Origin of the sequence: Nostoc sp. FACHB-892 (assembly GCF_014698795.1) — a bacterium.
Classification (GTDB): Bacteria; Cyanobacteriota; Cyanobacteriia; order Cyanobacteriales; family Nostocaceae; genus Nostoc.
Window position 1 is genome coordinate 48,810 of the sequence record NZ_JACJTR010000004.1, and the last position, 26,402, is coordinate 75,211.

Below are 26,402 nucleotides of genomic sequence, written 5' to 3' on the forward strand. Positions count from 1 at the left end.
AACCCAACCTATAAATATTTTATTTTTTCATAGTAATAAAAGAAAGTATTTAGCGATCGCTCTCTGGAGAAAAAGTTTTTGGTTTACTGAATATATGCGATTACCCAATAGCCAATCAATTAATTTCAATTAAAAAACTTTAAAATTGCGTTTCAATGTTTTGGAAACACTCAAATACTCTTATAGTATACATTTATACTACAGATGTAGTAAATTTTCAATAGTAGTACTATAATACTCCAAATAAACTGAGTATAGTTACGTGCATTTACTCATTGCTTTTTTGCGGTCTTTGTGAGAATCTCCTTTACATAACAAATAAATGCATTAAATCGATAGTGTTACCGTAGTTTAATAGAAGCCAGAAATATGAAAATCTCTATGAGGCTGAAATTCAAGGAAGCACAGTTGAATTGCAGGGGTACGGCATTAGCAAAATTCTCTGCCGAACCTAAAGATTGCGTAGGCACAGCTCACCGTAGGTATCGCTATTGGGAATGAATCTGATGTCTCAGAATAAATCTGTAGAACCCGCTTCAGTCCAAAGCCGCATTCTCGTACCTCAGAGGTATCACAGGCAACCTGTAATTTCGCGGCTGGTGTCTCGTTATGGTTTAACCGTCAATATCAAAGCTGCATCTCTGACATCAGACAATGACAGCGATGGCTGGTTTGATTTGGAACTTTCGGGAAATCCCCAAAAACTGACAAAGAGCCTATCTTACTTGCAAGGATTGGGAGTGAATTTATTGGAATTAGCGATCGCTAACCACATTCAACCCAACCAGCACTCTTTAACTTTCCCAAATCCAACTAGCAAACAGAGTCCCAAAGACTCTGCATGGCTGACAAATCAATGGCAAGAACAACTCCAGCAATGGATTTCTTTGGGTCAAACCAATCGATTACGCTTGCAGCTGTGCGTCTTAAAATCTTATTACGAAGAACCGATAATTTCTGAGTTAGTTTCTCGTTATGGACTAACAGTTAATATCACCAGTGCTAGACTTCAACCCGATACGGAAGATGACGGCTGGTTTGATTTGGATTTGTGGGGGAGAACAAAGCAACTCTACTCTAGCCTGAGTTATTTAGAAAAACTGGGGCTACCAATTTGGTTGGATTTGTCTAGTGTTTATAGCGATGTCTACGACGGGCTACGCCTACGCTAATTAATAAAATAGTCACTATTTAATGGCAGCATTAAATAATCAAACCAATTCCCAAGCCAGATTATCACTGGTTTCTTCAGTCTATGCAAAAAGCCAAGTAACTCAGATTCGTCTGCGGATACATATTCCCAAGTACTATTTGCAAGTGCCTGTAATTTCGCAACTAATTTCTGTTTATGGCTTGGTAGTTAATATTACTAAGGCTCTGCTACAACCAAATGTAGATGGAGAAGGATATTTTGACATTGAACTTCGGGGAACAGCGCCACAAATTTGTAGCGGTTTGGCTTACCTGGAATCCCTAAATCTAAGAATTGTGGGCAAGCCGAATACTGACGGCGATGGCTGGTTTTGCTGAAATAATCTAAATTTCGTAGTACCAAATCTCTTCTTCTCGCACTACGATTCGATGGAGGGAAAGACGATCAATTAGCCCCTCTTGCTCAAACTGCCCAAGAACACGAGTGATAGTCACACGAGTTGAACCTAGCATTTCTGCCAAGTCTTCATGAGTCAGACGCATATCTATTAAACGTCCCTTTTCAACTTCCGAACCAAACTTTTTAGATAACCATGCCAACAGCTTGATCAACATAGAATCGACTTTTTTATGGCTACGAATAACCATCAATTCTTGAGCCTGTTGGATATGAGTAAGTAAAGTTTCTGTTAGTTGAGTCCATTCCTCTAAAGGTAAGGCTGTTGCCTCTACTTTAGTTAGGCATTCCATTTGGTAAGGTTCTAATTTTGACAAAGCCTTACCAACGACATCTCCAGGGCCCCACAATCCTAGAGCGACGATTGTACCATCTTCTAGATAGGTAAAAGTTCTGACAAAACCCTTTTCAATCTTCCAGAGGCCGTTTTGATGCTCAGGTAGAAATGACCTACGGGCAAAAAACTCTTCAGTCTTATTACTGCTTAAGCTAGGTAAATCCGTATATAAAGCTACCATAATTTATAAAGCTGTTCTCCGATAAATTAACCGTAGTATTATATTTATATCAGGTTCTAAGAGGCTATGAATATTTTAAATAGGGGAGTGGGGAATGGGGAATGGGGAGTGGGGAGTTAGGAGTTAGGAGTTATTATTTGCCCCATGCCCAATGCGCCCAATGCCCAAAATTAAATTCCTGCGCCATCAAGAAAATCTTCAATCATCCCATCAGAATTATTGCTTTTAGGATTATCGGTTTGTTCGTCGCCAAGCTCAGTTGGAGACAAACTTGATTGTTGCAACTCCTCGAACTGTTTCTCTAGAGCCTTGACGCGTTCAAATAAAGCACGGATCACTTCAGCTTCTACGTCGCGGACTTTATCATGATCCAGAATATTAGTAGACGAGTTGTTCTGACGAGTCACGCGCCCTGGAATGCCGACTACAGTAGTGTTACTGGGCACATTTCGTAGCACCACAGAACCTGCTCCAATACGGACGCGATCGCCAATTTGAATATTCCCTAATACCTTTGCACCGGCTCCTACAACTACATGAGAGCCTAAAGTTGGATGGCGTTTGCCGCTTTCTTTCCCAGTCCCGCCAAGGGTGACACCTTGATAAATCAAGGCATGATCGCCCACGATCGCTGTTTCGCCAATCACTACTCCCATCCCGTGATCTATAAACACTCCCTGCCCAATTAATGCCCCAGGATGGATTTCAATGCCAGTTATAAACCTACTAATATGAGAGATGAGCCTTGGTATAAAGGGAATTCCAATTTTATACAGCCAGTGTGCTAATCGATGAAACACTAAAGCTTGGAGTCCAGGGTAACAGAACAATACTTCTAGCCAGTTACGGGCTGCTGGGTCACGCTCAAAAATGGTTCGCAAATCATTTATTAGCATACTCTGTTGGGATTTTTGTTGGTAGGTGAGGTTCTGAAAACAGAAACTCAGGATAATTCCCACAAAAAGATCAGGTCATTTATGGGAATTGTGTAGGATAATAATCTACGGTAAGTCGATAGCGTATCGTGCTTTTGTGGGTAGTTAAGTGGGATGCTATCACATTCCACACCTTGAGAAAAATTAATTTCGCATAAACTGCGATAAACCCCCCAATTCACCGTAGTATGTTTAATACAGTCTTGAATAGCCAAAACTATGCTCTTTTGGATCTCTCTTCCAAAGTGGAATACGCACTGCTAGCACTCTTAGAACTGGCAAGTCACCACGGGAAAAAACTTCCTCTAACCATGAGCGAGATCACTGCCAAGCAACTCATACCTGAACGCTATCTTGAACAAATTTTGACCAACCTCCGGCGTGCTGGTATAGTGCAGAGTCAACGCGGCTCTAAAGGAGGTTTTGTTTTAGCTCGTGAACCTTGGCAGATCACAATGCTAGAAATAGTCACTTTGGTCGAAGGTGAACGGAAAGAGAAAGATACCTCTAACTCTCCGACTCTAGAAAAGACTCTAGTTTATGAAGTCTGGGAGCAAGCCAACGCTGCCTCAATTGAAGTTTTGGGTCGCTATACACTCCAAGACTTGTGCCAGGAAAGGGAAACTCGCGCACAGCAAAGTCCAATGTATTATATTTAGTCACCAAGGAGTACTAATATGCGGATAGCACAAGATATCACAGAGTTAATCGGACGGACTCCTTTAGTTCAATTAAACAAGATTCCCCAAGCTTCAGGAGCGGTGGCTCGGATTGTGGTGAAGCTAGAAAGCATGAATCCAGCATCTTCTGTGAAAGACCGGATTGGTGCGAGTATGGTGGAAGTGGCGGAGGAAGCAGGCTTAATTCACCCTGGAAAAACCGTTTTAGTAGAGCCGACTTCTGGAAATACAGGAATTGCGCTGGCAATGGTGGCAGCCGCCAAGGGGTACCATCTCATTCTAACGATGCCTGACACAATGAGCCAGGAAAGACGATCCATGCTCAAAGCTTATGGCGCTCAACTAGAGTTAACGCCAGGGGTAGAAGGGATGCGAGGAGCGATCGCCCGTGCAGAGCAGATTTTAGCTCAAACCCCTAATGCTTATATGTTGCAGCAGTTCCGCAACGCCGCTAATCCGAAAGTTCATGCCGAAACCACGGCAGAAGAAATTTGGGATGATACCGATGGAGAGGTGGATATTCTGGTGGCGGGAGTCGGTACTGGTGGGACGATTACGGGAGTTGCAGAAGTTATTAAAAAGCGCAAACCCAGCTTTCAAGCGATCGCAGTTGAACCAAGCCGCAGCCCAGTATTAATAGGCGGTAAATCAGGGCCTCACAAAATTCAGGGTATTGGCGCGGGATTTGTCCCAGCAATTTACCGTCCAGAACTGGTGGATGAAGTGATTCAGGTAGCGGATGAGGAGGCGATTGCTTACAGCCGTCGCCTAGCAAAAGAAGAAGGATTGCTATCTGGCATTTCTACTGGCGCTGCGTTGTATGCTGCTATTCAAGTGGCACAGCGCCCAGAAAATGCAGGTCGTCTAATCGTCATGGTGCAACCTAGCTCCGGCGAACGCTACCTAAGTACTTCTCTGTTTAAAGACCCAAGTGAGAATGAATGGTTGAGCAAAGTTTGATTCCCGATACCAATTTTAGATTTTACTGACTTCTAAAAAATAAATTATCTAGTAGAGTGGGTTGCAACAATTAGGGGTGCAAAGCTGTGCGCCCCTAAGAGAAATACTTAGTCGTTCTAGCACATTAATGCGGTATTGTGGGAAATCGTATGTTATGACCATCCTGCATGAGTGAGCTACAGACAGCCTTCACTGAAGGGATAATTGCCTTCACAGCTACCAATATTGATGACATCATTATTCTATTAATATTTTTCTCACAGGTAAATGTTAATTTTCGACCGCAGCATATCTTACTTGGTAAATATTTGGGTTTTACAGCCATTGTCATCGCTAGCTTACCAGGATTTTTTGGTGGATTGGTTGTACAGCGAGAATGGATCGGGTTGCTAGGGCTGCTACCAATAGCAATTGGTCTTCAACAATTAATATATAGAAAAGAAGAAACTGCAACAGTTCAGATCAGCAGTGATTTTAGGCAATCCACAGTTACCAACCCGATATTGTCTTTTCTTTTGAGTGTTTTGCAGCCCCAAACCTATAAAGTAGCAGCAGTAACTGTTGCGAATGGTGGTGACAATATTAGTATATATATCCCCTTATTTGCTGGTCACGATCTTGCCAGCTTGGGAGTAATTCTAAGTATATTTTTTATCATGGTAGGGGTTTGGTGTGCGATCGCTTATTTTTTAAGCCGTCAACCAACCATTGCTTATATTTTAAGTCGCTACGGTCAAGCTATTGTACCTTTTGTGTTAATTGGTTTAGGTCTGTTTATTATGTATGAGCGAGGCACATTCACTTTATTACCTTGGGTAAGAAGTTAATCAATCTTCGAAGAAAAGCTTTTTGTTTACCAATTCTTAACCTAGATGAAGGTTGAGCATCAATATAATAGTGTGACTTATTAAAAGTTAAAAATTGTATAATGCAATACTAAATAATAGTGGAATTCCCATAAACCCTGCACTGACTATTCCACCGAACCAAGCTTTAGGAGGTATTGTAATTCGCACCGACGAACTTGTATCACAGGGAAAAAAGGTCTACGGCTACTCGCTGTTTGCCCCTGATGTTACTTGTACTCCGAAAACACTGCTGAATATCGCTAATTCTTGTTTTCCTATGAATACTGGAACGGATGGAGGCATAGATTTAGCTGCACCTAATCTGGGTGCTGTCTTTTTTGGAGAGTGAGCGAGCGGCGAAAAGCTTTTACAACCAAAAGTTAGGCAGAGAGAGGATTGCTGGATAGGTTAAAACCTATCTAAAAGTTTTTGGAAGCATGAAAACTGGCATTTAGCTTAAACAAGCTTTAATAACTGCTTATCAGAACTCAGCGCTGGAAAATGCTTGACTTTAAAACGCTTTTCGTTATATAAACAAACCATTCGGTCGGTAATATTTAATTTACAGCAATTTTTAATTCAATAAACTACACCGCTTTTTACTCTCTACCTAATAAATCGCTGTAATGTCCAAAGGCGAAGAAACAAAAAGCAGAATTCTCTATCAAGCAGCCGAATTGTTTAACCAACAGGGGTATGCAGGCTCATCGATGTCAGACATCATGCGTGTTACTGGATTGCAGAAAGGAGGAATTTACAATCACTTCCAAAGCAAAGATGATCTCGCACTACAGGCTTTCGATTTTGCGATCGCTCGCATCAACCAGCATACTAGATTTGCATTACGAAGCAAACGCCACGCAGTAGAACGCCTGCAAGCAATCATTGGTGTATTTAGTAGCTTTGCAGAAAATCCACCTATCAAGGGAGGGTGTCCACTGCTAAATACTGCTGTAGAGAGTGATGATGCTCATCCAGCGTTGCGGGAACGTGCTCAACAGGCGATGAACTCTTGGCTGCATTTGATTCATCGAATTATTGAAACGGGAAGAAAAAAGGGTGAAATTCGTCCTGAAGTTAGTGCTGATGAAATCGCTACTATCATAATTGCAACGTTAGAAGGAGCAGTAATGATGAGTAAGCTTTATGGAGATTCAATTCATATGTACAGAGTGATTAATCACTTGAATCAATATTTCGAGACTAACCTTAGAATCTATGGCAAAAATCAAGGTATAGAGAAATAATGCTAATAAATAATAATTTGCACAGACCATTAGAAGTCATATTAGAAATTCCTGTAAAAACATACGACATTGATTTTATGGGAATCGTGAGTAATATTGTGTATATCAGATGGCTAGAAGATTTACGTTTAAAGTTTTTAGATGAACACTGGCATCTCAATCAACAAATTGAGCAAGGATATGCACCTGTTCTAGCTGGAACTGAAATTGAATATAAACGCCCGATAAAGATGATTGATCAAGTAATTGGACGTTTATGGCTGAGTAATTTAGGAAGGCTGAAGTGGACTGTTCAAGCTGAATTTTTATCTAACAATGAGTTAGCAGCAGTGGCTAGCCAAAAAGGCGCTTTTGTCAGTTTACAAAATAGTCGTCCTATTCCCATTCCAGAGGAATTAAAGAATAAGTATTTCGAGGTTCAAAAAGGGAATTTGAAAGACTGTTTATAAATTAATATGCTTTGGTTAAAAATTGATCCTCCCTAACCGTCCTTTTTACCAAGGGAACTAGAGCAAGTCTTTTTAAAGAAATGTTAGGGTTTCCCAACTTGTATTCCTACTTTTAAAGCTTGCTTTAAGCTGCCATATCTTTAAAAACAGAGGAGCGAGAAAAATTTCTTCTCATCACTCCTCAATAAGCTACTCCTTACACTTGCTTTAAGTACAACAGTTTAGTGCATCAGTAAACCTCTAACTAAAGATGCACATTATCCATTAATAAGGAGGTGTTATCTACATGGATACTATGGACATTATGCGTTAGTCAAGCATATTGCTAGTTACTAGCATCATTTTAATAATTCAGACTAGAGCTTTTCTTAATTAAATGAGGTAAATAAGAGCAAGCTCTCGAAGATCGGGGAGGGGGTAGGGTTCTTGTATTTGACTCAAGCGAGAACCGCTATAATTTACTTAGCACCAGTCAATATACTTTCGATATCTGTTAACTGCACCACTCCTGAAAAAGTTGGACTATTAATTACAAAAAAAGGTGTGCCAGAAACAGCCAATTTCTCAGCCAGTTGAATATCTTTTGTAATTGCGGGAGTAGCACGAGTAAGGTCGCGTTTAAACTTACCCAAATCTAACTTCAAATTTTTAGCAATATCTAAATATAACGCCTCACCTAGCTTCTTTTGATTAGTAAATAGCGCATCATGATACTCCCAAAATTTACCTTGCTGATATGCTGCCCAAGCTGCTGTTGCAGCTGGTAATGCTTCAGCATGAATTGAAGTCAATGGTAAATTCTTATAAACTAATCTTATTTTATCTGGATATTTTGCTAGCAATTCTTTCAATGTTTTATGCGCCTCAGCACAGTAGGGACATTGAAAATCTGAAAATTCTATTAGCACAGTTTTTGATTGAGCGGAACCTATGGTGGGAGACTCACCAATCACTGTTTGAGGATTCGTTTTTAAATCCTGTAAAAATCCTAGTTGTGCTTGCTTAACTTTTTGTTGTTGTTGCTGCTGATAAGTTTGAACAGATTCAATAATTACCTCTGGATGTTCGCGGATAATTTGTAATACTTGCTGTTCTAACTGCGGATCAATGCGGCTAGCAGCTTGTGCAGGAAATGAACAGGTAACAACTAAAAGTAGCAGACCTATTGCTGACCAAATACGCAAATACTGAAATAAGGGACTAAACCAATCAAAGAATATACGCATACAAAAACTGATAAATATTTTTTGTTTCACCCATAGATTTGCAGTCGTTTCGACTTTTAAAATCCCATAATTTAAGCGATGGAAATTCTTTTTTTACTTCTTAAACAGAGCCAGCAATCATCCCAGCAAGTAAAATAAAACCAATCCACACGTTTTGCCGAAACATCTCACCATAAACAGGATTAGGTAAGTCTTGCTGTCTTAATCGCAGAGACTGCCAAACCCATCCGATAGTAGCAAATGCAAGGCTAATCCAGAAGGCTAAGTCTAGATGTATCAATACACCTAACCAAGCCAATAACAAGATAGTGCCAGCAAAGAAAATTCCAATAACTACAGGGGCATAATTCCCAAAAAATAGAGCGCTAGAATTAACACCAATGCGGCGATCGTCTTCCTTGTCGCTCATGGCGTAAACTGTATCAAAACCCAATGTCCACAGTACAGTCGCGCCCCAAAGTAACCAAGTTGGTTGAGTGATAGTTTGTGTCACTGCACTCCAGCTAATTAACACGCCAAAACCCCAAGCAATAGAAAGTACCAGTTGCGGTACAGGAAATACCCGCTTTGCACCTGGATAAAGGAGAATTACAGGCACTGCTGCCACACATAACCAGAAACTCAGGGGGTTAAGGTAAAAGGCCAGGATGGCTGCACATACTAGCGATACGATCGCAACTACAATCCCAACTTTCACAGACAATGCGCGAGAAGCGAGGGGGCGATCGCGTGTTCTCTCTACTTCTGGATCAATATTCCGATCCCACAAATCATTGACAACACATCCGGCCGCACTTGTGGCCAAAGTCCCCAATATAATCACACCAACCAGAGGTAAAGGCGGTTTCCCAGAAGCTGCCAAAAATACAGCCCAAAGGGCAGGAATCATTAAAATTAACCGTCCTTCTGGTTTATGCCAGCGCAAAAGCCGGATAATTACAAGCCAAACTGGTTTCTGAGGGTATTCTGGCGTGCCTAACATAGAAATCAATGAATAACTTTAGATAGATGTATTCACACATCTTTACATCTATAGAATAACGTTATTTGTTATTTGTAAAAGCATAACCTCAAGTGGCAACTTTAAATATCTTTAAGTAGTCACTACGGTTAGAAACAGTAGGGTGAATATACTTAGCTCTGTTACGCTCAACAAAATATGAACAGTGCTGAGTATGTTTTAATTTACTCAGTGCTGAGTACGGGCTAAACGCCCAGCTAACGCTAACACTACTCAGTTTGAGCAAGTGTGTTGCAACAAATATCAGTGCCAGCTACCCCGACATACCACCGTTTGCCATCATTTCTTATATAGAGAGAAAAGTAGATGCAGAATTTAGTTTCGGCTAGCTGGGAGAGTGTTCCAACTCAACCACCTAAGCAACATCGGATTATTGCGGCTATTGACTTGGGAACAAATTCTCTACACATGGTAGCAGTCAAGATTGACCCCAGACTACCAGCTTTCAGCATTATCGCTAGGGACAAAGAAACTGTAAGATTAGGCGATCGCAATCTTACCACTGGAGAACTTAAACCAGAGATCATTAAAAAGGCGATCGCAGCTTTAGGACGCTTCCAAGAAGTTGCTAAAACTATCAACGCTGAAACAATCATTGCTGTGGCAACTAGTGCTGTACGGGAAGCCCCCAATGGTAAAGATTTTTTGTACAGGGTAGAAACGGAGTTAGGTTTAAGCGTTGACTTGATTTCTGGTCAAGAAGAAGCGCGACGAATTTACCTTGGCGTGCTGTCAGGTATGGAATTTCACAACCAGCCCCACATGATTGTTGATATTGGCGGTGGTTCAACAGAGTTAGTTTTGGGCGATAGTCACCAAGCGCGTACTCTCACCAGTACCAAAGTCGGTGCAGTGCGACTCACTAGCGAGTTAATTACCACCGACCCGATCAGCAACACCGAGTTTCTGTATCTGCAATCTTATACGCGCGGTATGTTAGAACGTTCCGTGGATGAGATACTAGGAAACCTGGAGTTTGGCGAATCTCCCCGTTTAGTGGGTACATCTGGCACGATTGAAACCCTGGCGATGATTCATGCACGAGAAAATTCAAGTGTTATTCCTTCCACTCTCAATGGCTACCAGTTAAGTCTTAAAGACTTGCAAGAGTTGGTAAACCGCTTGCGGAAACTGAGTAATTTAGAAAGAGCTGCGATTCCTGGTATGCCAGATAAGCGAGCTGAAGTTATACTGGCTGGCGCAGTTATATTACAGGAAGCAATGACCCTTTTGGGAAGTGAATCGATCACAGTTTGTGAGCGTTCTCTGCGGGAAGGTGTAATTGTGGACTGGATGCTAACCCACGGTTTAATTGAAGATAAGCTGCGCTATCAAAGTTCAGTTCGGGAACGCAATGTTTTAAAACTCGCGAATAAATACCACATCAACTTAGAATATAGCGATCGCGTAGCAAAATTTGCCCAGAGTTTATTTGACCAAACTCAAGGTACGTTACACCACTGGGGATCTGACGAGCGACAACTGTTGTGGGCAGCAGCAATATTACACAATTGCGGTCATTATGTCAGCCATTCGTCCCACCACAAGCACTCTTACTATCTAATTCGCAATGGTGAATTACTCGGTTATACAGAAACCGAGATTGAAATCATCGCCAATTTAGCGCGTTATCATCGCAAATCGCCGCCCAAGAAAAAACATGAAAGTTATCAGAGTTTGCTAACTAAACACCACCGCCAAATGGTTAGTCAATTGAGTGCAATTTTAAGATTGGCAGTGGCATTAGATAGACGGCAAATTGGTGCGATCGCTCAAGTGCAATGTGAATATTATCCACAATTACAGCAGGTAAATCTGCTGGTTTTTCCATCTCAATCTGATGATGACTGTGCTTTAGAACTCTGGAGTTTAGATTACAAAAAAGGAGTATTTGAGGAAGAATTTGGAGTTAAATTAATAGCGACTTTAGAAAAATCTAGCGTTGCTAACTTCTCCTAAAAACTAGAAAATAGGGTGCGTTAATGCTTAACGCACCTGCTGAACAAAGTATAAGCGCATATATGTACGTCACTACAAAATATGTTGATAATTTCAAAATTTCAGTTATCTCATATAGTTTTCATCATACTTAAGGATGAATTGAAAAACTTCCTAAAGAAGTAATTTAAAAACAGAAACTAGAATTATAATTAAGTTTATAGTTAATAGTCTATTTACTGTTGGTTATGTTGCTATTGGATATCTAAGCTGGGAAAACTTAGATATCCTTATATAAAAAAATATAAAATTTAAAATTTTATTCAAAAGCATACAAAAGAAAATTTGGCTGCATCATCTCAAACAATGCAGCCCAAATAAAACTTTATTCTGAGAGGTAATTATACCTTTGCCTTGCGAAATTCTGCTTGCTTTCTCTTCGCTAGCCAAGCCAGACTAACAGCAAGTATACTACCAGCGATCGCACTTGGTTCGGGTACTCTTGTCAGTAAAACGCTACTGGCTGTAAGAGTTATACTGCCTCCTGCTCCTGAATTATTGTTACTAGCAGCGATTGCACTTGGTTCGTTGGGTACTGCAACTATGAAATCAGTATTAATATTTATGTTACCTCCTAGCCCTGAATTGTTGCTATCAGCAGCGATCGGGCTTGGTTGGGGCGCTCGTCTTAATAAAAGAAGATCGCTAACATTGAGACTGAGGTTACCTCCTAAACCATTGCTGATTGACCCAGAATTGCTGTTGAGGGTGGCACCATCTCTTATGGAAAGGGTACTGGTTGTAATAGTTATCTCACCTCCAGCTCCCAAATTATTGCTACCAGCGTTAATTTGCTCAGAATTGTTGTTGACGGTGCTGGTGGGAATCGTTACCTGACTACCTGGATCATTCACGGAAATGCTATCGGTAGCTGTTACAGTTAAATTGCCTGCTGCTCCTGAATTGTTGCCACCACCCTTAATATAGAGCCTACCAGTAGAGATAGTAAAATTGCCGCTAGAGGTAGTTAAATTGCCGCCGATGGTGATGCTATCGAGAGCCTTGACATTACTATCATCGCTTCCTGTTAGTCCACCATTGATCGCCAAATTCTCGCTGTTGATAGTGCTATTGATAAGTGTTAAGTTACCATCTATATTCAAATTGCGGCCGCTAATAGTGCTATTGGTAAACGTTAGGTTACTAGAATTGTAAGCGTTGATATCACCAGCGATCGCTAGCCCAGAAAATGTAACATCGGCAGCGTTAATGTCAAACACGGGGAAGTGATTATTGCCACTGATGGTAAGTAAGTTAGCACCTGGGCCATTAATAGTGAGGTTTTTAGCGATCGCAAGTGCCCCACTCGTTAGGCTAATTGTACTAGGATGACTTGCCAATAAGAACTCTACCACGTCATTGCTATTTGCAATGTTGATAGTATCTCGCAATGAGCCAACGCCACTATCATTGAGATTATTAACCACCAAGGTAGCAGCTTGGGCTGATTCCACTTGCATTATTACCCAGCCCAAAGCAACGGCTGTGGAAATAGCTTGAGCGACAGCCTTTTTTCTATTGTTTTTTGTCACTTAAAACTCCTAGTATTAATTTGTCAAAGAATAAAAAACTTATTTGTACAATTACATAGATACATCATAATGTTTAAATTTAATTTGCAAAGCGGGTTTTGATAATTCGCAGATTCAAAACCTAATTGAAGAATTTTCAGAAGTCTTCTTCGGTGTACCATACAAATAATAATCGTGTTCGCTAGACCAATCCTGCGGTGCGTCAACAGTTCCCGCGATCGCTTCCAGCACATCCCAAGCATCCCCGGATGATGATTTTTCTTTCAACTCTTGAATTGTAATTACATAACGCGTGTTAGGTGCTAAATCTAAAGGGACATCTGAGCGCAAAACACCCCCGTCAAATACAACTGTTACTCTCTTGTTCATAAAAAACCTCTGAAAGTGCAGCAGTTGTGTGAGCTAATCTAAAGTACCCGAAGCTGACCCGATCGCGCTTCCACAATCATGATAATATAGTGCGAAAATTGGCAGAAGCAAAATTGTACGTAGGCGTAGCCCATTGTAGAAATCGTTATTTGCGATCGTTTTAGAGGATGCTTTTAGACTGTGGTAGCGATCGCATAAGCGTTTGCCACAAATAGATAAGTTCTGGTAACGAAACTACTTAATTGATAAGCTTTGCTTAAGCATTGTTAATGAGCGCATAAGCGTTGCTATAGATAGACAAGCGTTCTGAACGAAACAAGTTGATTGATAAGCTTTGCTTAAGTTGTGGTGACGAAAACATAAGCGTTCTGAACGAACAGACAAACGTTCTGAACGAAACAAGTTGTGTTCTGAACGAACAGACAAGTTTTCTGTAACAACGGACAAGCGTTCTGAACGAAACAAGTTGTGTTGTGGACGAACAGACAAGTTTTCTGTAACAACGGATAAGCATTCTGAACCAAACAACTTGTGTTGTGGACGATCGCACAAGTTGTGGTGACGAAAACAACTTTATTGTTAACGTTTGCTTCTGTTTTGGTAACAAATTGTCATCATCCACAGTAGTTGATTCCAGCAGTTGCACCAAGGCGGCGATCGCAATTTCATTGCCAGTGCCGATTTTCCCTAAGCTATGTGCTGCCCGCGCGCGTACGGGTGAAGTCATGCACAGTAGTTTATTGCAGCAGTTGCACTAAGGCGGCGATCGCATTTTCTTTGAGGTCATCTAACAAAATCGCGTTGTTTCCCAGCAGACTTTGCGGCATTTTGCGTTTAGATATTACTATATCAAACTTAGACATCTGCTACTTCTACGAAGTTCGCTTGAAAGATTTTGTTCTTGGATTAAAGTAAAATCATGACGTCCGAAAAATCTGAGTGATTCAGGCGTAGGGAACACATAAATTGGTCTAACTCCTCTACGTGCAAGGTTTTGCACTAAACAAGACCCCAACCCAAGGCGGCGATAATCCGGTTTAACATATAAAGATTTCAACAACGAATAACTACTTTTCTTAGACTGTATAGCATAAGCTACTAAGCGATTATTATGTTCTATTAGTAAAACTATTAAGCTATCTCTTCTATGAAAAATACTTGCAAGTTGCAAAGAGGAAGTTATTAATATTGAACTGCTTACTATTAGTGGAATTATTACTAAAGATATCAAAAAATCCTGAAAACTAATAGAACAATTCCCGATAATAATACATATAGCAGAAAGGAGTAAAAAATACTCGTTATTAAAAGTATAACAAAAATAATTAAGCTTTTTAAGCTACTAAAACTCATTAGAATAATTTGATATATTGCTGGAATGTCAATATTACGCGCTTGGCGAATAGTATAATCCGGTGGCAAAGATGAAGCTCTAGTCATTTATTTAGTCTCTGCTTTTGATTATGCCAACCTAAATCCATTACTAATCTTAAAATCATCGCGTAAGCACCCCAAATTTTGATTTAACATGAGTTCGACGGAACTAAAAAACGGCACAAGGCAGTGTAGGCAAATTTTTTGGTTAAATGTCAATCGAGTTTATCACCAAGCTTTTTGCCTTTTTATAATCGTCGAACTCACGTTCAATTAGAAGCTGCCTTTTCTGCCACATTACGAATTATTTCCTCCAGGGTTTGGAGTAATTCTTGCTCGTTATAAGGTTTAGAGAAATAAGCCCGTGCCCCCAATTGCATAGCCAATTGCCGATGTTTATTGCTGCTACGAGAAGTCAGCATTGCAACTGGAATATTTTTTGTATCAACGTCGGAATTTATCTTACCTAAAAAGCCATAACCATCAAGACGAGGCATTTCAATATCACAAATTACTGCCTCAACCCTCAATCCACTATGGAGTTTCTCTAAAGCATCTTGACCGTCTTTAGCTTGCTCTACTTGATAGCCTCCTTTTTCAAGAGTCAAAGCTAAAAAGCGGCGAACATTAATTGAGTCATCTACGATTAAAATTGTACCTTTCTGCTTAACAGTTGCTGCTGATATTTTGTTTTCATCAAATATCAAGAACGGTGTTTTTAACCTTGCTGATGGTAATTGGCTACCTTTATGAGTCCGCCGATTTGTAGCAATCCAATACAGCAATTCATTGACATTAACTAGTGGCACTACTCGACCATCACCAAGAACTGTGCAGTTGCTAAAGCCTTTCGGTAAAGGTATATTTCCCTCAACTTGGCGGATAGCAACTTCTTGTTCACCCCAGCAACGGTCTATTTGGATTGCTACTGACTGATTATTACCTTTGACTACTAACACACTATTAGCATTAATTGCTGCCGGAGTTTCTAACTCTTGGCTATCGTAGCGCACGCAATTAAACTCTAAATAACGATTCAGGCGAATCAGTGGCAGCGTGGTTTCTTGCCAATTTATAACTTCGCTACCTGCCATTTGGAAAACTTGCTCGTCTTGCAGTAAAGATATTTCTGAAATGACATCTGTGGAAAATGCCAACAGCATTTTGTTGATTTCTACCAACAAAACTCGTGCAACGGAAAGTGTAAATGGTACTGATAGTGTGAAGGTAGTACCAACTCCTGGTTCCGTATCAACTTTGACATCTCCTCGAATCAGTTTGAGGTTGTTACGAACTACATCCATGCCGACACCGCGACCAGATAATGTTGTAACTTGCTCGGAGGTGGTAAAACCTGGTTCAAAAATTAGTGATAATAGTTCTTCATCACTTGCATTAGCCAGTAGAGAAGCATCCAACCCCATAGCTAAGGCGCGGGTGCGAATTTTCTCCAGAGAAATGCCCCAACCATCATCACGGATGGTAATTAAGGTGCGATTACTGCGGTGAGTAGCTGTAATTTCAATCAATCCTTGTTCTGGTTTACCCAAAAGGCGACGGGTACCAGGGTCTTCGATACCATGATCGAAAGCATTCCTTAAGAGATGCATTAAAGGATCGTTTAACGCTTCTAAAATGCTGCGTTCAATTAAAGTGTTACCACCTTCAATTTTTAACTGGACATTTTTCCCATACTCCACATTTAAATCACGTAAAGCTCTAGGAAAACGTTCGGTCAAATCAGACAATGGCCGCATTCTAATGTGATTTAGTTTTGTCTGTAACTGTTTCGATGTTTTGTTGAGTTTACGAGCAATTTGGTCTGCATCATCTACACTGAGTTGCACATCAGTTGTAACTTCCTGTACCTGAACAATGGTTTCCATAACTTCCTGCGATCGCAGGTTAAATTCGTTATAGCGATCCATTTCTAAGGCATCAAATTCTGTGTTTGCATCCTGTATTTGGTGACTATTCTCAGCTTGCATCTGCACGCTAACAGAAGTAGCCGCTTGAGTAGAAATCTTGTTGTAGGCTGTGCGTAAATCCTGGTTTTCTCTGTCGAGAGTTTGGACTCGTTGGTTCAGGTTACGAACAAGTTTACGTAATCTTTCTATTTGTGAGTTTAATCCATTGCGCTGGACAATCAGTTCGCTAAATAAATCATTAATTTGCTCTAGTTGTTTGCTGGGAACTCGGACACTATTTTCATGATTTTCTCGTTCTTTAACAACGCCATTTGGCTCTCCTTTGCTTTCACCAAATTTAGCATCTGGAGGATTATTTTCTCTAGTAAATATTGTATTTTGCTCTGTGACATTGACAGCATTAACATCATCGGCAAATTCTGCATCTAGAAATGTAAAATTAGCAGCGATACCTGCGATCGGCTGCGCCAATGCTTCATGATTAGTCCAATTTTCGCTAGTGTTTTCTGGTTGCCAAACAGGTGTTGACACTACTTCTGTGTCTGCGGGGGGAAGCTGTGGTATTATTTCTGCTGGTAATAATAGTGGTGGCGTAGAACTACTATTGAAGTCAAGTTCTGTAGGTAAGTTATCTAGTTGATTTGTCAGCACCAAAGCTTGCGATCGCCGCCATGCTTGCAATGCTAACTGGGCAATTTCTGGAATGCGCGAGCTGCTAACCGTTTCTAATTGCTGCGTTACTGACTCACAAAGCTTGGTAAAAGCTGCCAACTGGAGCATTTCACCCAAACCGCCCAATTCAGCTGCCATGATCACAACTTCTTCATGCAAACCAGGTTGTTCCCTATCTGCCAATACAGATTCTAGACGCTGCAAACACTCTTCGACTTCTGTGCCAAATAGCAAGGGGACAACGTCTTGCCCGTCTTCTGGGGATAGCATGGATGAGGCATCTTCAGGGGTGGGGTCGCCCAAGCGATCGTGCAACTCATCAAAAATCGGGTAACAAAAGGTTGCTAACCACGCATCTTCAACAACATTTCCTTCTGCAAGTAATTCTACAATCTGACGCAGCCAGTCAACTCCAGATAGCAATAAACTTTGCAACTGAGTATCAATTTCTAAAGAATTTTTTTTAGTTTTTAAAACTTTAAAGGAATCTTCCAAACGGTGAGCTAAATGACTTAACGATTTAAATCCCATCATTCCCGCGCCACCTTTGATAGAATGAGCGGCTCGGAGTGCAGCATTGATTTTATCTAAATCAATGCGGTTAGTAGTATCGATTTCCAACAATACCCCTTCTAAGGTATTCAAGTAATCAGTTGCTTCTTCCAGAAACTGCATCTGGATTTCTAATTCTTTGTCTTGTAACATGGTTTTTGTCCTTAGTCATTGGTCATTGGTCATGGTCATTAATCATTGGTCATTAGTCATTAGTCATTGATAAAAGGACATAGACGCGCTAGCGGCTTCCCGCAGGGTAGGACAAATGACAACCGACAAATAACAAAAGTCATTTGTCATTGATCACTAGCAAATAGCAAAGGACAAATGACAAATGACAAATGACAAACTTAACTAACTTTGAAAGCCTCGACAGTCTCTTGTAACTGATGAGAAATCTCCACAGTTTGTTGCAGAGATTCAGAGACTTGGCGAGAAGAATCGCTAGTGCGTTGTGATACAGCAGCGATATCTTTCATCAATTGGCTAACACTTTGCGATGTTTCAACCTGAGATGCAGTTGCAGTGGAAATCGACTGCACTAAGGAGTCAATTTGACGCGATACATCCAAAATTTCACTCAGGCTTTCTTTAGCCTCCTCCACAATTCGAGTTCCTTCCACCACTTGGGTAGTTCCTATTTCCATCGCTTGTACCACTTCACTGGTTTCTCGTTGGATATTTTCAACAATTTGTTCAATTTCTTGGGTTGCTGCGGCACTCCTAACTGCTAGTTCGCCGACTTCTTCAGCCACTACGGCAAAACCTTGACCTTCTTCACCCGCACGCGCTGCTTCAATACCGGCGTTAATGGCTAGTAAATTAGTTTGAATAGCGATTTGGTTAATCAAGGACACCACGCGAGAAATTTGTTGCGAAGATTCTCCCAAACGTTTCACTTTCTTGGCAGTTTCACCCACAGTTTCCCGCAAAGACAGGATGTTTTGTACTGTCAAATCCATCGCGTGTCCACTCTTGCTAGCTGTGTGAGCCGCATGGTTGGCAACGAAAGCAGCTTTTTCGGCGCTTTCGGCTACAGATTTCATCGATTGGGTCATTTGGTCAACAGCATCAAGGGTGTGGTTGATTTCGGCAGCTTGGGTAAGTGCTTCTTCTGCTAGGTGGCGGATGGCTCCTTCGTTAGAGCCAATAGCAGTATTCACATGGGTAGCAGCTTGTTGAACTTGGGTAACAATATCTCGGAGGCTTTCTACAATAGAGTTGAAAAAGTCGGCAACAGTGCCTATTTCTCCAGCCGTCACGTCTGCACGTACTGTCAAGTCGCCTCTAGCTGCACCTTCTACATCGTTGAGCAGTTGTAAAAGTTGCTGTTGCAGTGTCTCTTTTTGATGTCGTTCGTCATCAGAACCGATTACTGGAACATTCCTAGATTCTTGTATCTCGTCGAGTTCCTGTTCCTTAACTAAAACCTGCAATTGTTCGGCCATCTGGTTGATATTTGCACTCAATAAGCCTAATTCGTCTTCTCTTTCGATTTCCAGACGGGTATTGAATTTACCTTGACCAAGCTTTGCTAATGCCGCAGTCGCATTTAAAATTGGCTGTGTAGTAAGTTTAGCTAATCGAGATGCGATCGCACCCACAATTAATGCTGTCAGTGCTGTACCGATGGCTATAGTCCACAACAATTGTCTTTGTGGCTCAAATACAATTGCTGTATCTGTGGATAAAAGTACTTGCCAGTTTAAATCTGGTAAGCCATCTAACTTAGTGGCTGGTACGTAGCTTACTAGTTCTTGTTTTTTGTGAGTTTTGGGAACTTCTATAAAACTATTTACCTTTTTGGCTGCTACTAGTTTAGGTAAATTAGCATACTCTCCCTTTGCCTCTTTCCCCAATAATGCCTTTTGTGGACTCAAGAAAACTGTTCCTGAAGCATCAAGCAAATGATATTGTTGTCCATTGGCTACGTAGTTTTTCAAGATTTCCTCTAAAGATTTTACGGGCATACGTGCTTGTACCACGCCAATGGTTTGGCCCGTCCTTGTCTCTTTAACAGGTGCAGCTATATAAATACTCACTACTCCAGTATCCTTTACTGTTTCGGGTTTGCTGATGACAGGAGTATCTTTTTGTAAAGCGTCTTGAAAATAGGTACGGTCTTTTTGGTTGTTCAGGGGTTCGCCTGTAGATTGGACAATCAAGTTACCTTGGCGATTAAAAACAGCAACGCTGTCATAGGCTTTGTAGGCTTCAACAACACGATTTAGGACTGCTTTTTTTTGTTGGTTAGTGGTATTTACACTAGCTTGGGGACTGGTTAAAAAAGGCAAACTTGATATTACCTGAATATCCCCGTAGCGTTCCAACATGAAACGGTTAACTTTATCACTTAAGCCACTGGCTTCAGCTTGTTGAGACTGGGTGATTTGCTTAGTAATTGATTTGTTTGCAAAGCTAAAAGCGATCGCGCCTATCCCCAATACTGGTATTGTACCGATTGCGATCGCTAAAATAGTCGCTTTTTTAACTAGTCCTAGCCTTGCAAAAGATGCAACAACTTGACTTAGGGAAGAATTATTAGCCGTTTTACTAGTAGTCTTAGTTGGTAGGTTTACTCCACTAGCAGTGATTTTTTGGGAGGAAATCAGCGAGGCTCGATTTTTAGCACTACTACCTTGATTTGAGTTGGTTTTATTAAACATAAAATTAATTCTCCTAACTATGTGAATAAGAACACTAAAAATCCTTTTTAGTAGTACACCCTAATCACTGCGGAGAATAGAAGACTGGACAATTGCCAGTGCATCTAATACCAGTAATATTTCTTGTTGTTGCACAACGCACCCACATAAATAAGGAACTAAACTGGATGCCACTTGTCCTATAGGAGAATGAATATCATCAGGGAGGAACTTGGTTGTACCTTTTATTTCTTGCACAACTAAACCTAATACTAATGATTCCACTTGGATAACGATCGCACTGTACTGTCGCACTCGATAATCTAGAGATTCTAAATTGAGCATTCGTGGCAAATCAACTACCCAAATTATCCGACTTCGCCAATTCATTAATCCCAATATGCAAGAAGGCATATTAGGCATTGAGGTTACAGATTCAATAGGGACAATAACTGCTTCTTGCGTATATTTCATTGATAAAACAGCAGCAGTCTGTTGATTTAACTGAAACTTTAGATAACCATCTCCTAAATTAGTTTGTGTTGGTTTTAAAGGAAGTGTAATGTTTGCATTAGTCATTGATTCAAATTACCACTGATTTAATAGTACGTAGAAGATGGTCGCGGGTGTAAGGTTTAGTTATATAAGCATCTGCGCCTTGTCTCATAGCCCACAAACGGTCAATTTCTTGATTTTTAGAACTACAAATTACAATTGGCACTTTTGCAGTAATCGGGTTTCTTCTCAAAGAACGACATAATTCAAATCCACTCATTTCTGGCATTACTACATCAGTAACGATCACATCTGGTTTTTCTAAAACAGCTTTCTCTAAACCCTCTTTTGCACCGCTTGCTTTAATTACGTTGTAGCCACTTTCTTTGAGATAATGGCTCATTAATTCCAATTCGCTGGGAGAATCTTCTACAATTAGAATTGTGCCAAGCAAAGTCAGGCTCACTATTAAATCTCCTAAAAAAATAAATTAAATTTGTTGTTTTTATTACCTTGTTTAGATCAACCAAGATGCTTAAAAACCATTTTTAGCAATTCTGATTGTGTAAAAGGCTTAGTCAAATATCCTGATGATCTAACCATCTTAGCTTTTGCCCTGTCGATAAATCCTGTTCTACCAGTCACCATGATGATAGGTGTATTCTTAAAAGCTGAATGTTTCCGTAATAGCGAACATAGCTCGTACCCATCTAAACTTGGCATCTCAACATCTAGCAAAATCAGATCAGGTTTACTCCGAAGAATTTGCATTAAAGCTTTCACCGGATCATTTATCATTACAACTGAAAATGTGTTTTCATCCAAAAAATATTTAATAGAATTCAAAACCGTTTGACTATCATCAATGCAGGCAATTGTATATAGTTTTTTGGCAACAGGTGCTTGAATATTTTTATTATCAGGAATATCAAAATTAATTGGTTTCGGTAATTTTTGCCCAAGTTTTATTTGCAGTTGTGGCTTAACTTGAGAAGGTTGTGTTGTAGGCAAAACTTGGGAACCCCCACCAGCCGGAATTGATGACCGGATGTTTTGCCGATTTCGTAACTGCTTTTGACAGTATTCAACAAGTAACCGCAAATCTAGATGACAAAACTTTGGTAATTCATCCAAAGAGCTTTCCGGGCTGAATTCATAGCTACCTTCTTTTAAACACAGAAATAATTCCAGTACTTCTTTTGCCAATTCGTCTATCAGGCTTGCTGCTTGCACCGAAGTGATGTAACCCTGATTTACTAACCAACAAATAGCTTGATAATCTGCATTTGGTATTGCTTGATGTTCATTCTTCGCCTCAAACATCAGCCGCATTTGCACACGAGTGGCGCTGTTGAGGGCAGGAATTTGCTGGCTCAACCGTCGCAAGTTACTGTCAAGCCGCTCAAACAATTTATCTGAATAGGAGGCATAAGTAAGTTTACCGTCCTCTAGATAAATTGACCAAGAAACTATTCCAGTAAATATGTTTAAGCACCCTGTAGCACGCCGACTGGTTAATTGCGCCAACAGAGATAGCGGATGTAGTTTCTGGAACAACCTGTAGCTACCTATAGGAGTTGTGCTCATTTTGCTTTTACTTCAGCTAAATTCGGTACGTGTAAACTAAATTCATCCAAAGTTATTCCACAATTTAAATTGAGTAAAAAGCATCAAACTTTTGTATTTTAAAGTACATTAGTTTATCTCTAGGGTTTGTGGTCAAACTCAACAAAAACAGCGTTATTTTCAAATGATCAAATCTCAGTAAATTCGTAAATTATTGTTAATTTACTTCCTGTTACTGAGATTTACAGACATTTTTGGAGAATCAGACATAAAAATGTCAAGAGTAGATGAAGCCACTTTCCATTGAGTAACCCCAATCTGACCACAGGAATAATACTGATTTTGCAGATAGTAATATATTTGAACTTCTGTATTTACACTTAAGTAAATATGTTTTTTGAGTAGATAATGGCTAGATGAAGCCACTTTGCATCGAGTAACTTCAAGTTGACCACAGCAATAATACTGATTTATTGATAATAATAAATTGATTTATTAATATTCACACTTAAAAATGTAGATTAAACAAAATACAAAACTTATCTTTTGTAGCGTCTCTACAACACATTAGGCTATGCGGTAAAGCATCTTCAAAAAGGGCTACGGTGTATATACAGATGCTTTCTAAACGTAATTTCCGGTTAAATCTGATAGCTTCTGAAATACCTCAAGAAAGTTTTTGCATAGTAAAACCTGTCCCTCTCCTCACTAAGTCTACCGTGTACACACAAGTGACTTATTTTGCTCAAAGCGCTCCCAGACCTAACCTCCAACCCCTTAATAGCTAGAATCTTCAAAACCCCTCTCCGCGTCGGAGAGGGGTTTGGGGAGAGGTCTGCTGACTTGTGCGTACACCGTAGCCTCACTAAGTAGAGGGATTAAAGAGGAAGCCCGTTGGGAAATTCGAAGGGTAGTCCGCCTACGCGGACTCAAAGAATTTGAAACTCACGCAGGTGTGTTTTTACAAAAGTGAGATGCTCCCAATTTAAAGATATGACAGGGTGAGGTTTTAGAGGATTTTTAACTAATTAGATAACTTATGTGTATATATACCTTAATAAAAAGTAGGCTTTCAAAACCCCCTTTTTTAAAAGGCTGGTAATTATACCTGAACTTTTAAATCAAGCATCACTACCAGCCTAGATAAAGCAATTCAATTTATCAAAAGTGCGGATGAAAGGACTTGAACCTTCACTCCTCTCGGAACTAGAACCTAAATCTAGCGCGTCTGCCAATTCCGCCACATCCGCATCAGTTTACTATCATACCATAAGAAATTATTTATGGGAATAGGGAGTGGAAAGTAAACAAGGGAATAGGCTACAGGGTACAGATTATTCCCTATAACCTGTCACCTGTTACCTCTGCCCTAATCCCAATGCCCATACCTAATTACATAACCGCAACACGAGGCAAACGATGCTTAAACCCACAAAGAATTTCCCAGGAAATAGTGTTTAGTTGTTCTGCCCAATCGTCTGCTGAAATTTGTTCTTTTCCCTGTTCCCCTAGCAAGGTGACAACTTCCCCTTCTTGGATATTAGGTATGGCACTTACATCCAGCATCAACTGATCCATTGTAATTGTCCCAATTTGCGAGACTCGCTGACCGCGAATTAATACCTGCATTTTGTTGGAAAGATTACGAGGCACACCGTCAGCATAGCCAATTCCCACGACAGCTAGGCAAAGTTCACGTGGGGCAATAAATTTATGCCCATAACTGACAGCAGTTCCTGCGGCGATTGTTTTAACTTGGGTAACTCGTGCCTTAAGTTGCAAAACTGGTTTGAGATCGATCGCATTTTGTAAATGCGGTGCTGGGTAAAGCCCATAAACAGCTAAACCTACTCGCACAATGTCGTAGTGCAATGCCGAATCTGTGAGTGCAGCTGCTGAGTTTGCCAAGTGCAAGCAAGGTGGTTCAATTCCCATTGCTTTGATTTGGGCGATCGCTTCCTCAAATCGTCTATGCTGTTCTTCCATTGCCGTAGTATCAGGATCGTCTGCTGTTGCCAAATGGGAATAAATGCTGGCAATAGATAAATGTGGTAATCGCTGCACTAATTGCACAAATTCACCAGCTTGCTGCCAATTAGTTCCCAACCTAGACATACCCGTGTCTAATTTTATGTGTACGGGCACTGAAGAACCATAATTCAGGGATTCTAGAGTATCGGAAAATACCAAAGCTTGTTTAGGGCTACAGAGTGTGGGCTGAAGATTCCAATGTGCGATCGCATGAATCTGCTCTGGTGTATGAGTTGCCCCTAAAATCAAAATGGGTGCTTGAATCCCGCCTTCTCGCAATTGGATAGCTTCTGGAACTGTAGCGACTCCCAGCCAACTTGCTCCCGATTCAATCGCAGTTTGAGCTACTGTTACCGCTCCATGTCCATACGCATCAGCTTTTACTACTGCCATCAACTGGGTACGCGGCGATAAAAACTGCACTAATTGTTGTATATTATACGACAACGCCCCTAAGTCAATTTCTACCCAAGCTCGTTGCGAAAACCACGCGTAGGTGTCGCACTGCTCATTAGGAACTACACCAGAGATTTTTTTGCGACTTAACATTTGCACTGACTCCTATCCCACCACGGCTAAACTTCCAATTTATCCATCTATACACGCTGCTAAAAGCGAGATCAGATTAAATAGGAAGTTTAACCTTCAGATTGGAATTGATACAAGATGTTGTGGTAGTAAAGTAAAAGTTAAGATTTATGAGTTTAGGATTTAGATAAAAACTCTCTGAAAATCTTATTTTTACCCTTAAGTGCAGGACGCTGTGCGAATGTATCCTTTGTTTCGTTTGCCCTTAATTGTTGCAAGTGGCATAGGAAAACTACCGCAGCGACTGGCTCAACTTTTGGCTGCATTCTTTGCATCAACCACGTATTTATTTTACTTTAAGTTAAAAATTTTACTTGCAAATTCTTAACTCATAACTTAATTGCTGAATTCTTCCGAAAGTATAATTTATTCTCATTTCCCTAGCAGGGTGTATTTGTGTTAACATTTATGTAAAGCTATTACCCTGAGCGCAGATACATGGGGAAGGTTTTAGTCTTAAACGCATCTTACGAACCTCTCAATATAACGAGTTGGCGTCGTGCTGTAGTTCTGTTAATCAAGGGCAAAGCAGAACGCGTAGAACACAACGGTAAATTTTTGTACTCGGATTTTCCGTTGCCGACTGTGATCCGGTTGCGTCATTACGTGCGTGTTCCTTATAAAGAAATTCCTCTGACTCGCCGAAATATACTGCACCGTGATGGTCATGCCTGTCAATACTGTGGTTACACAGGGGATGAGTTGACTCTAGACCATGTAATACCGCGATCGCGCGGCGGTGGCGACACTTGGGAAAACATTGTAACTGCTTGTGTCCGTTGCAATGTTAAAAAAGGCAGTCGTAATCCCCACGAAGCTCATATGCCTTTGCGTCATCCCCCCCGCCAACCTTATAGCAGCCTCTATTTCGAGGTCAGCAAACATCTTAAGAGTGGACTGCATACAGAGTGGCAAAAGTATGTTATAGGTCTTTGAGCAAAAAAGCAGAGGAACAGAGGAGAAAGAAAAAAGACCTTCTTGCTTTGGGAAAGTGCCAATAACTTTAGTTATCGATTGTTGAACAATTGGTGGCTATATAACCTGCAACGAATGCGATCGCGTCTCGTAAACACCTGCAATGCGTCAACACTCAAGCCTCTACTTTGTGTATGGGGCTTCCTCTTTACTCCCCGTCTTCTCCCAAGGGAAGACGTTA

Annotated in this window: 24 protein-coding genes and 1 tRNA gene; 11 read left to right on the forward strand and 14 right to left on the reverse strand. The window is 40.6% G+C overall.

Annotated elements, in window-relative coordinates; genetic code table 11:
• Positions 1–506: 506 nt before the first annotated feature.
• Positions 507–1,172: an NIL domain-containing protein gene (locus H6G96_RS07015; RefSeq protein WP_190910781.1), complete on the forward strand. Its 666-nt coding sequence runs from the start codon at positions 507–509 to the stop codon at positions 1,170–1,172.
• A 22-nt stretch (positions 1,173–1,194) separates the two neighbouring features.
• Complete coding sequence (locus H6G96_RS07020; RefSeq protein WP_190910782.1) at positions 1,195–1,530, forward strand: NIL domain-containing protein; 336 nt, start codon at positions 1,195–1,197, stop codon at positions 1,528–1,530.
• 6 nt (positions 1,531–1,536) lie between these two features.
• On the opposite strand, the gene H6G96_RS07025 is transcribed toward H6G96_RS07020, so the two are convergent.
• Together H6G96_RS07025 and cysE are read right to left on the reverse strand one after the other, a co-directional pair.
• A complete protein-coding gene (locus H6G96_RS07025; RefSeq protein ID WP_190910783.1) occupies positions 1,537–2,127 on the reverse strand; it encodes a Crp/Fnr family transcriptional regulator in 591 nt (196 codons plus the stop codon).
• Between the two features lie 170 nt (positions 2,128–2,297).
• Positions 2,298–3,074 carry a serine O-acetyltransferase gene (gene cysE / locus H6G96_RS07030; RefSeq protein WP_199339434.1) on the reverse strand — a complete coding sequence of 259 codons (777 nt, stop codon included), beginning with the start codon at positions 3,072–3,074 and terminating at the stop codon, positions 2,298–2,300.
• Between the two features lie 176 nt (positions 3,075–3,250).
• On the opposite strand from cysE, the gene H6G96_RS07035 reads away from it, so the two are divergent.
• From H6G96_RS07035 to H6G96_RS07060, 6 genes are all read left to right on the forward strand, one after another.
• Complete coding sequence (locus tag H6G96_RS07035; protein ID WP_190910785.1) at positions 3,251–3,721, forward strand: Rrf2 family transcriptional regulator; 471 nt, start codon at positions 3,251–3,253, stop codon at positions 3,719–3,721.
• 18 nt (positions 3,722–3,739) lie between these two features.
• Positions 3,740–4,702: a cysteine synthase A gene (gene cysK, locus H6G96_RS07040; protein WP_190910786.1), complete on the forward strand. Its 963-nt coding sequence runs from the start codon at positions 3,740–3,742 to the stop codon at positions 4,700–4,702.
• Between the two features lie 167 nt (positions 4,703–4,869).
• Positions 4,870–5,529, forward strand: a complete 660-nt coding sequence (locus H6G96_RS07045; protein WP_190910787.1) for a cadmium resistance transporter — start codon at positions 4,870–4,872, stop codon at positions 5,527–5,529.
• 94 nt (positions 5,530–5,623) lie between these two features.
• Positions 5,624–5,899 (forward strand): hypothetical protein, encoded by a 276-nt coding sequence (locus H6G96_RS07050; RefSeq protein WP_190910788.1) that lies wholly within the window; start codon positions 5,624–5,626, stop codon positions 5,897–5,899.
• A 277-nt stretch (positions 5,900–6,176) separates the two neighbouring features.
• Positions 6,177–6,797 carry a TetR/AcrR family transcriptional regulator gene (locus H6G96_RS07055; RefSeq protein WP_190910789.1) on the forward strand — a complete coding sequence of 207 codons (621 nt, stop codon included), beginning with the start codon at positions 6,177–6,179 and terminating at the stop codon, positions 6,795–6,797.
• A complete protein-coding gene (locus tag H6G96_RS07060; protein ID WP_190910790.1) occupies positions 6,797–7,246 on the forward strand; it encodes a thioesterase family protein in 450 nt (149 codons plus the stop codon). The genes H6G96_RS07055 and H6G96_RS07060 overlap by 1 nt, the downstream gene beginning before the upstream one ends.
• A 458-nt stretch (positions 7,247–7,704) precedes the next feature.
• Here H6G96_RS07060 and H6G96_RS07065 read toward each other — a convergent pair whose 3' ends face one another.
• Both H6G96_RS07065 and H6G96_RS07070 read right to left on the reverse strand, forming a co-directional pair.
• Positions 7,705–8,472, reverse strand: coding sequence for a thioredoxin domain-containing protein (locus H6G96_RS07065; protein ID WP_190910791.1), 768 nt, complete (start codon positions 8,470–8,472; stop codon positions 7,705–7,707).
• A 100-nt stretch (positions 8,473–8,572) separates the two neighbouring features.
• Complete coding sequence (locus tag H6G96_RS07070; protein ID WP_190910792.1) at positions 8,573–9,454, reverse strand: 4-hydroxybenzoate solanesyltransferase; 882 nt, start codon at positions 9,452–9,454, stop codon at positions 8,573–8,575.
• A 345-nt stretch (positions 9,455–9,799) separates the two neighbouring features.
• On the opposite strand from H6G96_RS07070, the gene H6G96_RS07075 reads away from it, so the two are divergent.
• Positions 9,800–11,452, forward strand: a complete 1,653-nt coding sequence (locus H6G96_RS07075; protein WP_190910793.1) for a Ppx/GppA phosphatase family protein — start codon at positions 9,800–9,802, stop codon at positions 11,450–11,452.
• A gap of 380 nt (positions 11,453–11,832) precedes the next feature.
• On the opposite strand, the gene H6G96_RS07080 is transcribed toward H6G96_RS07075, so the two are convergent.
• Positions 11,833–13,023, reverse strand: coding sequence for a PEP-CTERM sorting domain-containing protein (locus H6G96_RS07080; RefSeq protein ID WP_190910794.1), 1,191 nt, complete (start codon positions 13,021–13,023; stop codon positions 11,833–11,835).
• Between the two features lie 114 nt (positions 13,024–13,137).
• Positions 13,138–13,392 carry a hypothetical protein gene (locus tag H6G96_RS07085; RefSeq protein ID WP_190910795.1) on the reverse strand — a complete coding sequence of 85 codons (255 nt, stop codon included), beginning with the start codon at positions 13,390–13,392 and terminating at the stop codon, positions 13,138–13,140.
• 536 nt (positions 13,393–13,928) lie between these two features.
• Here H6G96_RS07085 and H6G96_RS07090 point away from each other — a divergent pair.
• Positions 13,929–14,150: a hypothetical protein gene (locus H6G96_RS07090; protein ID WP_190910796.1), complete on the forward strand. Its 222-nt coding sequence runs from the start codon at positions 13,929–13,931 to the stop codon at positions 14,148–14,150.
• Here H6G96_RS07090 and H6G96_RS42295 read toward each other — a convergent pair.
• The 8 genes from H6G96_RS42295 to alr all read right to left on the reverse strand — a co-directional run bounded on the left by H6G96_RS42295 (position 14,130) and on the right by alr (position 25,207).
• Positions 14,130–14,255, reverse strand: a complete 126-nt coding sequence (locus H6G96_RS42295) for a hypothetical protein (protein ID WP_277932897.1) — start codon at positions 14,253–14,255, stop codon at positions 14,130–14,132. The two genes, H6G96_RS07090 and H6G96_RS42295, sit on opposite strands and share 21 nt — an antisense overlap.
• Before the next feature lie 780 nt (positions 14,256–15,035).
• Entirely contained in the window at positions 15,036–18,071 is a 3,036-nt protein-coding gene (locus H6G96_RS07100) for a hybrid sensor histidine kinase/response regulator (protein WP_190910798.1), read from the reverse strand.
• Between the two features lie 200 nt (positions 18,072–18,271).
• The gene (locus tag H6G96_RS07105; RefSeq protein ID WP_190910799.1) at positions 18,272–20,587 is read right to left on the reverse strand and encodes a methyl-accepting chemotaxis protein; all 2,316 of its coding nucleotides are present in this window, start codon (positions 20,585–20,587) and stop codon (positions 18,272–18,274) included.
• Positions 20,588–20,647: 60 nt separating this feature from the next.
• A complete protein-coding gene (locus tag H6G96_RS07110) occupies positions 20,648–21,145 on the reverse strand; it encodes a chemotaxis protein CheW (protein ID WP_190910800.1) in 498 nt (165 codons plus the stop codon).
• 4 nt (positions 21,146–21,149) lie between these two features.
• A complete protein-coding gene (locus H6G96_RS07115) occupies positions 21,150–21,527 on the reverse strand; it encodes a response regulator (RefSeq protein ID WP_190910801.1) in 378 nt (125 codons plus the stop codon).
• 56 nt (positions 21,528–21,583) lie between these two features.
• Positions 21,584–22,648: a response regulator gene (locus H6G96_RS07120; RefSeq protein WP_190910802.1), complete on the reverse strand. Its 1,065-nt coding sequence runs from the start codon at positions 22,646–22,648 to the stop codon at positions 21,584–21,586.
• Positions 22,649–23,795: 1,147 nt separating this feature from the next.
• Positions 23,796–23,877 (reverse strand) — tRNA-Leu (locus H6G96_RS07125).
• Between the two features lie 142 nt (positions 23,878–24,019).
• A complete protein-coding gene (gene alr / locus H6G96_RS07130) occupies positions 24,020–25,207 on the reverse strand; it encodes an alanine racemase (protein WP_190910803.1) in 1,188 nt (395 codons plus the stop codon).
• A gap of 477 nt (positions 25,208–25,684) precedes the next feature.
• Between alr and H6G96_RS07135 the strand changes: the two genes are divergently transcribed.
• On the forward strand, positions 25,685–26,182 hold the full coding sequence (locus H6G96_RS07135; protein WP_190729748.1) for an HNH endonuclease: 498 nt from the start codon (positions 25,685–25,687) through the stop codon (positions 26,180–26,182).
• Positions 26,183–26,402: the final 220 nt, after the last annotated feature.